Below are 11,157 nucleotides of genomic sequence, written 5' to 3' on the forward strand. Positions count from 1 at the left end.
CATCCCCGGCACCATCACCGGACCACCCGCCCACGCCACCATCACCGTCAAACAAGCCCACACCGTCCTCGTCCCCAACCCCCACGGCGGCGACTAGAACTGTCGGCCGCACTTCCTATGATCGCGAGCGTGACGGGGTTGCTGATCCATCGATCCGAGCGGGCCGATCCGCTCGTGTCGGCGCTGGGCGACCTGTTGCGCCAACCGCTGGCCGACCCCTTCGCCGCCGAGGTGGTCGCCGTGCCGAGCCGGGGGGTGGAACGGTGGCTGGCGCAGCGTCTCAGCCACGTGCTGGGGGCGGTCGACGACGACGGCATCTGCGCCAACGTGCAGTTCCCCTCGTCCAACCGCGTGCTCGACGACGCCATCGCCGCGGCCGACGAGAGCTACGCCGAATGCGTCGAGCGGTGGTCGGCCGAACGCGCGGTGTGGCCGCTGCTGACGATCGTCGACACCGCCGTCGACCGCGAGCCCTGGGCGGCGGCGCTGGCCGGGCACCTGGCCGGCGACCCCACCCGCCGCTTCGCCGTCGCCAACAAGGTCGCGCACCACTTCGCCCGGTACGCCCGCAGCCGCCCCGCGATGCTCACGGCATGGCTGGCCGGCCGTGACGACGAGGGCGACGGCACGCCGCTGCCGGCGGACCTCCGCTGGCAACCGCAGCTCTGGCGTCGCCTGCGCGAACAGCTCGGGCCGTCCCCCGCCGAACTCCTCGACGACGCCTGCGCGCGGCTGCGGGAGCACCCCCAGCAGGTGGCGCTGCCACCGCGCTTCTCGATCTTCGGCACGACCCGCATCTCTCCGGCCCGCGTCGCCGTCCTCGACGCGCTGGCCGCCGGGCGCGAGCTCCACCTGTGGCTGCACCATCCCTCGCCCGCGCTGTGGCAGGCGGTGGCGCGGGAACAACCCGGCCCGGGCCTGCGCGCCGCCGACCGCGGCGCGGCCCTCGTCGCCAATCCGCTGCTCGCGTCGCTCTCGCGTGACGTCCGCGAACTGCAGCAGCTGCTGCCGACCGCGTCCGGCGTGCATCACCCCGTGCCGCCCCGGCCGGCCAACCTGCTCGGCCGGCTGCAGGTCGAGCTGGCCGACGACGTCGTGCCCGAGCGGCCGGCGATCCTCGGGCCGGCCGACCGCAGCCTCGCCGTGCACGCCTGCCACGGCCCTGCCCGCCAGGTCGAGGTCCTGCGCGAGATCGTGCTCGGCCTGCTCCGCGACGACCCGACCCTCGAACCCCGCGACATCCTCGTCATGTGCCCCGACGTCGAGACGTTCGCCCCGCTCGTCTCGGCCGCCTTCGGGATGACCGACGAGCCCAGCGGCCACCCCGCCGCGCACCTGCGGGTGCGGCTCGCCGACCGGGCGCTGCGCCAGGTCAACCCCATGCTCGGCCTGCTCGACCAGCTGCTCGACCTCGCGGCCGAGCGGGTCACCGCCACCCAGCTGCTGGACCTCGCCGGCACCCCGCCCGTCCGTCGCCGCTTCGGCTTCACCGACGACGACATCGAACGGCTGCGCGGCTGGACGACCGCCACCAACGCCCGGTGGGGGCTCGACGCCGACCACCGCGCGCCGTACGGCCTGGGCGGTCTCGGCCAGGGCACCTGGCGTGCGGCCGTCGACCGGCTGCTGCTGGGCGTGGCGATGGAGGAGGACGGTCGCTGGATCGGATCGGTCCTGCCGCTCGACGACGTCGACAGCGGCGACATCGACCTCGCCGGCCGCCTCGCCGAGCTCGTCACCCGGGTCGACGCCGCGGTGCGCACCTTCGCGGAGCGGCACACCGTGCCCGAGTGGGCCGCGGTGCTCGGCGCGGCCGTGCTCGACATCGGCGACCCGGTACAGGCGTGGCAGGGGGTGCAACTGCGCAGCGAGCTCGACGACGTCGCCGAGACCGCCACCGACACCGACGTGCGCCTCGGCCGCGCCGACGTCGCCGCCCTGCTGCGTTCGCGGCTCGACGGCCGACCGACCCGGGCGAGCTTTCGGACCGGCACGCTCACGGTGTGCACGCTGGTCCCGATGCGCTCGGTGCCGCACCGGGTCATCTGCCTCATCGGCATGGACGACGGCCGCTTCCCGCGCCACGGCGTCGCCGACGGCGACGACGTGCTGCGCCGCGCCCCGCGCACCGGCGAACGCGACGTCCGTAGCGAGGACCGTCAGCTCTTCCTCGACGCCCTGTGCGCCGCGCAGGAACACCTCGTCGTCACCTACACCGGCGCCGACCCGCGCAGCGGTGCCGAGGTGCCCCCGTGCGTCCCGCTCGGCGAGCTGCTGGACGCCGTCGACGCCACCGCGCAGACCGCGGACGGCCGGCGGGGCCGCGACCAGGTGGTGGTGCGGCATCCGCTGCAACCGTTCGACCCGCGCAACTTCGCCGCCGGCGACCCGTTCTCCTTCGACCCCGCCGCGCTGGACGGCGCCCGCGCCGCGGCCGGCGTGCGTCACCCGCCGCCCCCGCTCGTCACGCAACCGCTCGACCCGGCCCCGCGCGGTGACGTCGAGCTCGACGACCTGGTCCGCTTCGTCCAGCACCCCGCCCGGGCATTCCTGCGGCAACGACTCGGCATCAGCACGTGGGACGACGACGACGATCCGAGCGATGCGCTGCCGGTCGGGCTGGACGGCCTCGAGTCGTGGGCCGTCGGCGACCGCGTGCTGCGACAGTGCCTGCACGGTGCCACCGCCGCCGACTGCGTCGAGATCGAGGGACGTCGCGGCGACCTGCCTCCCGGCCAGCTCGGCCGCGCCCTGCTCCGCGACATCGGCGCCAACGTCGACTGCCTGCTCGCCGCGTGCGCACTGGAACGCGCGACCGCGCCACGGACCGTCGACGTCACGGCCAGGCTCGACGACGGCCGCGCGGTCTCCGGCACGATCGGTGGCGTCCGCGGCGGCACGGTGCTCGACGTCGTCTACTCTCGGCTCGCGCCGCGACACCGCCTCGCCGCCTGGGTGCGCCATCTCGCGCTCGTCGCCGGGACGGGTGACCCCACGTGGCAGTCGGTCACCGTCGGCCGCCGCACCGGCGGGGCCAAGCGCGCCATCCTGGGCGGCGTCGACGTCCACACCGCGCGCGACGTGCTCGCCGAGATCGTGGCGCTGCGCGATGCCGGGTTGCGTGAGCCGCTCCCGATGGCGCTGGTCTCCTCCGCCGAGTACGCCCAACGTCGGCACCGCGGCGACGACGTCGCCGACGCCCGGCAGGCCGCGCAGGACGCCTGGGACAACGCGCGTTGGGGCGATCACGAGAACGCCGAGCCCGAGCACCAGCTCGTGTTCGACGGCCGCCGGTCGTGGACCCGGCTCACCGCCGAGCACGACACCGGCTTCCCCGACGAGACGACCCGCTTCGCCGTCCTCGCCCGGCGATTGTGGACGCCGCTGCTCGCCGCCGAGGTCGAGGTGTCGCCGTGACCGCCACCTTCGACCTGCTCGGTCCGCTCCCCACGGGCACCACCGTGCTCGAGGCCAGCGCCGGAACCGGGAAGACCTACACGATCGCCGGTCTGGTCGCGCGCTACGTCGCGGCGGGCCACGTCCGCCTCGACGAACTGCTCGTGATCACCTTCGGCCGGGCCGCGACCCTGGAGCTGCGCGAGCGGGTCCGCGACCGGCTGGTGTCCGCGCGCGACGGGCTCGGCGACGCGGCCGCCGCCCGCGCATCCGCCGACGAGCTGCTCGCACTGCTCGCGACCGGGTCGGACGTCGAGGTGGCCGCCCGGCGACGCCGGCTAACCGAGGCGCTGGCCTCCTTCGACGCCGCCACCGTCGCGACGACCCACGAGTTCTGTCATCAGGTGCTGCACGGGCTCGGCACGGCCGGCGACGTCGACACCTCGGCCACGCTCGTGGAGAACCTCGACGACCTCACCGTCGAGGTCACCCAGGACCTCTACCTGCGCAAGTGGGCGCGCGACGGCGCCGAGCCGCCGGAGGTCACGTATCGCGAGGCGCTCGAACTCGCCCGCGCGGTGGTGCGCGACGCGCAGGCGCAGCTCGTACCCGTGGCGGCGTCGGCCGACTCCGACGCCGACGTCCGCCGCCGATTCGCCGATGCCGTCCGCACCGAGGTCGAACGACGCAAACGGGCGCGGCAGCTGCTCAGCTTCGACGACATCCTCACCCGGCTGCGCACCACGCTCGCGCACGGCAGCACCGGCGCCGCCGCAGCCCAGCGGCTGCGCGCGCGCTACCGGGTGGTGCTGGTCGACGAGTTCCAGGACACCGACCCCGTGCAGTGGGAGATCCTGCGCCTCGCCTTCCACGGCCACGCCACGCTGGCGCTCATCGGCGACCCGAAACAGGCCATCTACGCCTTCCGCGGCGCCGACGTGCACGCCTACCTCGGCGCGGCGGAGCTGGCCGACCACCGGGCCACCCTCGGCCGCAACTGGCGCAGCGACCCCGAGCTGCTGGCCGGCCTCGACGCGTTGTTCCGCGGCGCCTCGTTGGGCGATCCCCGCATCGTGGTCACGCCGGTGGCCGCCGGGCACCCCGGCCGCTCGCTCGCCGCCGACGGCGCGCCGGTACGGATCCGCGCGCTGCGCGAGCGGCAGAACCTGCCGGCGGCGCAGGCGCGCGACCTGGTCACCGCCGACGTCGTCGCCGAGATCGTCGACCTCCTCGACAGCGGCACGCACCTGACGCCGCGCGACGGGCCGCCCCGCCCCGTCCGGCCGGGCGACATCGCCGTCATCACCCGCACCGGCACGCAACTCGACCTCGTGCATGCCGCGCTGGTCGCCGTGGGGGTGCCGGCGGTCCAGCGCACGACGTCGAGCGTGTTCCGCACGCCGGCCGGGCGCGACTGGATCGTCCTGCTCGAAGCCCTCGAACAGCCGCACCGCGCCGTCCGGGTGCGACGGCTCGCCGTCACCGCGTTCGTCGGGTGGGACGCCGCCGATCTCGAGACCCGCGACGTCGACGCCCTCGGCCTACGCCTGCGGCACTGGTTGCGCGTGCTCACCGACCGGGGCATCGCCGCGCTGCTGGAGACCGTCAGCCGCGACGAACGCGTCCCCGCCCGACTGCTGGCGCAGCAGGACGGCGAGCGGCGGCTCACCGACCTGCGCCACGTGGGCGAGGCCCTGCACGCGGCCGCCACCACCGACGGGCTCGGCCTGACCGCGAGCCTGGAATGGCTGCGCCGCCGGGTGGACGAGTCCGACGAGGACTCGGCGAGCGAGCGCAGCCGCCGCCTCGACTCCGACGCCGCCGCGGTGCAGGTGGTCACCGTGCACGCGAGCAAGGGGCTCGAGTTCCCGATCGTCCACGTGCCCTTCGGGTGGGACCGCTTCGTCTTCGACCCACCCATCCCGCTCTACCACGACCCGGACGGTCGGCGGGTCCGCAGCGTCGGCGGGCGGCGTGGCCCCGGCTTCGGCGACGCGCAGCGGCGCGACAAGAGCGAGCAGTTCGGCGAGGACCTCCGGCTGCTCTACGTCGCTATGACCCGCGCCCAGGCCCAGGTGACCGCCTGGTGGGCGCCCGGTCGCAACGCGCAGTGCTCGCCGCTGCACCGCCTGCTGTTCGCCGACGACCCCGCCCGCGAGATCGCCGAGTTCACCGCGGTCCCCGCCGCCGACGTCGCGCTCGCGCGCCTCGCCGCCCGCGCCGTCGCCGGCTGCCTGTCGGTCACCGAGGTCGAGCCGCGCGAGCCGCGCCGCTGGCACAGCGGCGGTGCGGGGGCGGGTGCGCTCGAGGTGGCCCTGCTCGGCCGTGCCATCGACACCGACTGGCGCCGCACCTCCTACAGCGCGCTGACCCGCGGCGTGCACGAGTCGCCGCCGATCAGCACCGAGGCCGAGATCGAGGAGAAGGACGACGAGCCCGAGACGCCCACACCGGTGGGCCTCGGTGACGCGACGCTGCGCGAGATCCCCTCGCCGATGGACGCGCTGCCGGGCGGGACGGCGTTCGGCACGCTCGTCCACGCCGTGTTCGAGGGCCTCGACACGACGGCCGCCGACCTCCCCGCCGAACTGCGTGCGCAGGTCGCCGACCAGGTGCGCCGGTTCGGACCCGCCGACGTCCCGGTGGCCGAGCTCACCGACGCGCTGCTCCCGTCGCTGCGCACCCCGCTCGGCCGGCTCACCGGCGACCGGACGCTCGCCGACGTCGCCCCGGCCGACCGCCTGGTCGAGCTGGGCTTCGAGCTGCCGCTGCGCGGCGGCGACCGACCCAACGGCCTCGGCCTCCTGCGTGACGTCGCGCAATCACTGCGCAAGCACCTGTCCGACGACGACCCGCTCGCCTCCTACGCCGAGATGCTCACCGATCCGCTCGTGGGCGACGGTGTGCTGCGCGGCTACCTCAACGGCAGCATCGACGCCGTCCTGCGCGTCGACGGTCGCTACGTGATCGTCGACTACAAGACCAACCGGCTGGGCGACCTGGAACGCCCGTTGACGGCGTGGGACTACCGCGGCGACGCGATGGCCGAGGCCATGCTGCACGCGCATTACCCGCTGCAGGCGCTGCTCTACGACGTCGCGCTGCACCGCTACCTGCGCTGGCGACTCCCGGACTACGACCCCGAGCGACACCTCGGCGGCGCGCTGTACCTGTTCCTGCGCGGTATGTGCGGGCCCGGCGTGGTGGCGGCCGATGGCACCGTGCCCGGCGTGTTCGCCTGGCGCCCGCCCGCCGCGCTGGTCGTCGAGCTCTCCGACGTCCTCGCCACCGGGGTGGCGGCATGACCGGGGCGACGGCGTGACCGCGCTGATCCCGGTGCGGGCGGACGGCCTGCTCGCCAGCTTCGCCGAGGCCGGCGTGCTGGCGCCGGCCGACGTCCACGTCGCGCAGCGGCTGGGGGCGCTGGTGGGCGAGACCGACGAGCGGGTGTTGCTGGCGACGGCGCTCACCGTCCGTGGCACCCGGCAGGGGTCGGTGGTGCTCGACCTCGCCGACGCCGCCGAGGCCGTGGCACCCGACTCGGACGACGCGGCCGACCTCGACGTCGAGCTGCCGTGGCCCGCCGCTGCCGACTGGCCCGCCGCGTGCGCCGCCAGCCCGCTCGTCACCGGGTCGGCCGGTGGGCCGCCGCTGCATCTCGTCGGCAGCCGGCTGTGGCTCGACCGCTACTGGCAGCAGGAGGTCCAGGTCGCCGAGGACCTGCTGCGCCGCAGCGCCGACCGTCCCCACGACATCGACCCGTCCGCACTGCGGGGCGACCTCGACGCGCTGTTCCCCGCCTCCGGCACCGGCGACGACCAACGCCTCGCCGTCGCGGTGGCCGCGCTGTCGCGGGTCGCGGTCATCGCCGGCGGCCCGGGCACCGGCAAGACGACGACCGTCGCGCAGCTGATCGCGGTGCTGCGCCGCCGGCTCGGGCCCTCGCTGCGCATCGCGCTCGCCGCGCCCACCGGCAAGGCGGCCGCCCGGCTCGAGGAGGCCGTCCACGCCGCCGCGGCCCGGTTGCCCGCCGATGCCGACACCCTGCGCGCGCTGTCGGCGTCGACCGTCCACCGGCTGCTCGGGTGGCGGCCGGGGGCAGCGAGCCGGTTCCGTCACGATCGCGACAACCACCTGCCCTACGACGTCGTGATCGTCGACGAGAGCTCCATGGTGTCGCTGACGCTGATGGCCCGGCTGCTGGAGGCGCTCGGCCCGGCGACCCGGCTCGTGCTCGTCGGTGACCCCGACCAGCTCGCGTCGGTCGAGGCCGGCGCCGTGCTCGGCGATCTCGTCGACCCGTACGACGAGGCCGCGCTCACCGCGGGGTTCCGCGCGGCACTGGCCGCCGCGACCGACGGCCTGCCCGACGACACCCGCCCGGACGCGCCGGCGGCGCCGCTGCGCGAGTCGGTCGTGCGGCTGCGCACCGTGCACCGCTTCGACGCCGGCGGCCCGATCGCCCAGCTGGCCGCGCTGGTCCGCGCCGGTGCCGCCGACGACGCGCTCGCCCTGCTGCGCTCCGGGCCGCCGGGCGTCGTCTTCCACGAGGTCGCCGACGACGAGCCGGTGACCGGCCCGGCCCTTGCCGCCGTCCAGGTCGCGGTCACCGGACACGAGCGCGCCGCCATCGCCGCCGCCCGAGCCGGCGACGCCGAACGCGCGCTCGACGCCCTGGAACGCCATCGGGTGCTCTGCGCGCACCGGGCCGGCCCCCGCGGCGTGCGGCACTGGAGCGAGCTCGCCGACCGCTGGCTCGCACCCGACCTCGACGCCGCGGCGCGCGGCGACGGCCATTACGCCGGGCAGCCGCTGCTCGTCACCGAGAACGACTACGAGACCGGGCTGTACAACGGCGACACCGGCATCGTGATCGCCCGCGGCGGCGCCGGTGACGACCTCGCCGCCGCGTTCCGGCGGGGCGGCGCGCCGGTGGTGCTGCCGCTGGTCCGCCTCGGCGAGGTCCGCCCGCTGCACGTGATGACGGTGCACCGCGCGCAGGGCAGCCAGTTCGACGACGTCACCGTGCTGCTGCCGTTCGCGGCGTCCCCGCTCGCGACCCGGCAGACGTTCTACACCGCCGTCACCCGGGCCGCGCGCGGCGTGCTGCTCGTGGGGTCGGCCGAGTCGGTGCTCACGTGCGTGCGGCGCCCCATCGCCCGCGCGACGGGGCTGCGCGAGCGGCTCGGCACGCCGCCCGCCCCGACCACGACGGGACGTGCCACCCTCGACGGATGACACGGGGCAGGGTGGCGGTCATCGGCGACCTCGCCGGGCACCGCGGCGAGCTCGAGCGTGAGCTCGCGCGCCTCGGCGCCCGCGACGACCGGCTCCCCGACGACCTGACCGTCGTGCAGGTGGGCGACCTCGTCCACCGGGGTCCGGACAGCGAGGGCGTGGTCGCGCTCGTCGACCACTACCTGGGCACCCAGCCCGGCCGGTGGCACCAGCTCGTCGGCAACCACGAGGCCCAGTACCTGCGCGAGCCCGCGTTCGACTGGCCCGAGCACATCGACGACCAGGCGGCGGAGACGCTCGCCGGGTGGTGGGACGCCCGCGCGATGGTGCCGGCCGTGGCGATTCGTGCCGGCCACGGCGCGGACGCCGAGGACTTCCTCGTCACCCACGCCGGGTTGACCGCCGGGTTCTGGAAGCGCGCCCTCGACCGGCCCGGCGAGGCGCGGCTCGCGGCCGCGGCGCTGAACTCCTTCGCCGGGCGACACGACGACGTCCTGTTCGCCGCCGGGCAGATGCTCGGCGGCGGCAAGGCCGACCACACCGCCGGGCCGGTGTGGGCCGCGGCGGCCAGCGAGCTCGTCGCGAGCTGGCTCGGCGTCGAACTGCCCTTCGGCCAGGTGCACGGCCACTCCACCGTCATGGACTGGAAGCACGATCGGCTGCGCGGCGAGGACGAGGTCACCACGCTCGTCACCGTCGACGGCGAGGCCGCCGTCGAGATCGTCACGATGCCGGGCGGGCGCATCGTCGGTGTCGACCCGGGGCACGGCGCCAAGCCCCGCACCCCGTGGCGCGCCTTCGTGCTCGACGACGCCGAGGTGCTCGACGACGCCGGGGTCCGTAGCTAGGCCTTGGCCGCGGTGTCGTCGGCCTCCTCGGCCGATACCGCCGCCGACCCGCCGCCTTTGTTGCGGGCGGTCGGCCCGTTGGCGTCCCACGACGCCTCGAGGTGACCGTCGGTGTTGGCGAGGACGTTCTTGCGCACGACGAGCCAACCGATGGCCAGCAGGGCCGCGATGATGGGGATGCCGAGCACGACCACGAGGAAGTCGGTCTTGTCCAGGAAGTCAGGCGCCGACTGCCAGCCGGAGATGGCGAGCAGCACGATGACCAGGACGAGGAACGCCAACCCGAAGTAGCTCGTGTACGGCGACCCGGGCATCTGGAACGGGCTCTTCTCGATCACTCCTCGCTTGACGAGGAAGCGCAGCCGCAGCTGGCAGGCGAAGATCGTCGCCCACGTGAACGCGACGCAGATCGACGACGCCTCGAGCGCGGTCTCGAACGCATCCGGGTCGACGGCGTTGAGGATCGCGCCGAAGACGTAGACGACCGAGGTCATCACGATGCCGGCCCACGGCACGCCCGAGTCGCTCATCTTCAGCGTGAACTGCGGCGCCTGCTTGGAGACGCCGAGGCTGCGCAGCACGCGGCCGGTGGAGTACAGCCCCGAGTTCAGCGACGACATCGCGGCGACGATCAGCACGGCGAGGATCACGTTGCCGACCCAGCCGAGGCCCATCTCGTTAAAGACGGTGACGAACGGGCTGTTCTGCGGCTTCTCCGGATCGGCCGCGTAGGAGCTCGTGGGCAGCATGCTGACGAGCAGCAGGATCGAGCCGACGTAGAAGACGCCGATCCGGAACACCACCGCGTTGACGGCCTTCGGCACCTCGGTGCGGGAGTCCTTCATCTCGCCCGCCGCGACGCCGACCATCTCGATGGCGGCGAACGCAAAGATGACGCTGGACATGACGAGCAGCGGGCCGTACCAGTGGAAGTCGCCGTTCGTCGGCCAGAACCCGCCCTTGTTCTCCCAGAGGTTCGAGAAGCCGGCCTTATGCGCACCGAGGTGGATGCCGCCGATGACGTAGACCAGGCCCACGACCAGGAACAGCACGATGGCGGCGACCTTGATGATCGATGCCCAGAACTCGAACTCGCCGAACGCCTTCGCCGACAGCAGGTTGATCACGAGGACGACGGCGAGCGCGATCAGCACCGTCAGCCACTTCGGCATGCTCTCGGCCTTGGACTGCACGTAGAGCGCGACCGCCGACAGCTCGGTGATGCCGGTGAGTGCCCAGTTCAGCCAGTACATCCAGCCCGTGACGTAGGCGCCCCGCTCGCCGTAGAACTCGCGCATGTAGGACACGAACGCGCCCGACGTCGCCCGGTGCAGCACCAGCTCACCGAGCGCGCGCATGAGCAGGTAGGCCACGACGCCGACGATCGCGTAGCTCACCACCAACGCCGGGCCGGTGCTGTTGAGGTTCTTCGCCGACCCGAGGAACAGGCCGGTGCCGATCGCGCCGCCGATCGCGATCATCTGCACCTGCCGGCGGCCCAGCGACTGCTTGTAGCCGACCTGCTCGGCGTCGAGGCTGTTGCCTGATTCGCCGTTGCCTGCTTCGGGCTTCGTCATGGCTTCGCTCTTTCCCAATACCTATCGGTCACTCACAACAGCGTCGTAATGCCGGGTTTCGGTGCGGTGACCGCATCGTGTCAGGTGCGTGCCGTGCC

Annotated in this window: 5 protein-coding genes; 4 read left to right on the forward strand and 1 reads right to left on the reverse strand. The window is 74.3% G+C overall.

The features are described 5' to 3' along the window. Positions 1 to 129: 129 nt before the first annotated feature. From recC to BUE29_RS14665, 4 genes are read left to right on the forward strand one after another with little or no spacing between them, the layout of a single operon-like run. A complete protein-coding gene (recC, locus tag BUE29_RS14650; RefSeq protein WP_200800236.1) occupies positions 130 to 3,417 on the forward strand; it encodes an exodeoxyribonuclease V subunit gamma in 3,288 nt (1,095 codons plus the stop codon). Further along, the gene (locus tag BUE29_RS14655) at positions 3,414 to 6,701 is read left to right on the forward strand and encodes a UvrD-helicase domain-containing protein (protein ID WP_234971477.1); all 3,288 of its coding nucleotides are present in this window, start codon (positions 3,414 to 3,416) and stop codon (positions 6,699 to 6,701) included. The genes recC and BUE29_RS14655 overlap by 4 nt, the downstream gene beginning before the upstream one ends. 13 nt (positions 6,702 to 6,714) lie before the next feature. Beyond that, on the forward strand, positions 6,715 to 8,634 hold the full coding sequence (gene recD, locus BUE29_RS14660; RefSeq protein WP_073391207.1) for an exodeoxyribonuclease V subunit alpha: 1,920 nt from the start codon (positions 6,715 to 6,717) through the stop codon (positions 8,632 to 8,634). Beyond that, positions 8,631 to 9,482, forward strand: coding sequence for a metallophosphoesterase (locus tag BUE29_RS14665; RefSeq protein ID WP_073391208.1), 852 nt, complete (start codon positions 8,631 to 8,633; stop codon positions 9,480 to 9,482). The genes recD and BUE29_RS14665 overlap by 4 nt, the downstream gene beginning before the upstream one ends. On the opposite strand, the gene BUE29_RS14670 is transcribed toward BUE29_RS14665, so the two are convergent. Further along, positions 9,479 to 11,059 (reverse strand): amino acid permease, encoded by a 1,581-nt coding sequence (locus tag BUE29_RS14670; RefSeq protein ID WP_084181162.1) that lies wholly within the window; start codon positions 11,057 to 11,059, stop codon positions 9,479 to 9,481. The two genes, BUE29_RS14665 and BUE29_RS14670, sit on opposite strands and share 4 nt — an antisense overlap. Between the last annotated feature and the right edge of the window lie 98 nt (positions 11,060 to 11,157).

The sequence above is a fragment of the Jatrophihabitans endophyticus genome, assembly GCF_900129455.1.
Taxonomy (GTDB): domain Bacteria; phylum Actinomycetota; class Actinomycetes; order Mycobacteriales; family Jatrophihabitantaceae; genus Jatrophihabitans; species Jatrophihabitans endophyticus.

Excerpts from the sequence above, each read along its gene's own strand:
- BUE29_RS14670 (WP_084181162.1), bottom strand. The coding sequence starts at position 11,059 with ATGACGAAGCCCGAAGCAGGCAACGGCGAATCAGGCAACAGCCTCGAC.
- BUE29_RS14665 (WP_073391208.1), top strand. The coding sequence starts at position 8,631 with ATGACACGGGGCAGGGTGGCGGTCATCGGCGACCTCGCCGGGCACCGC.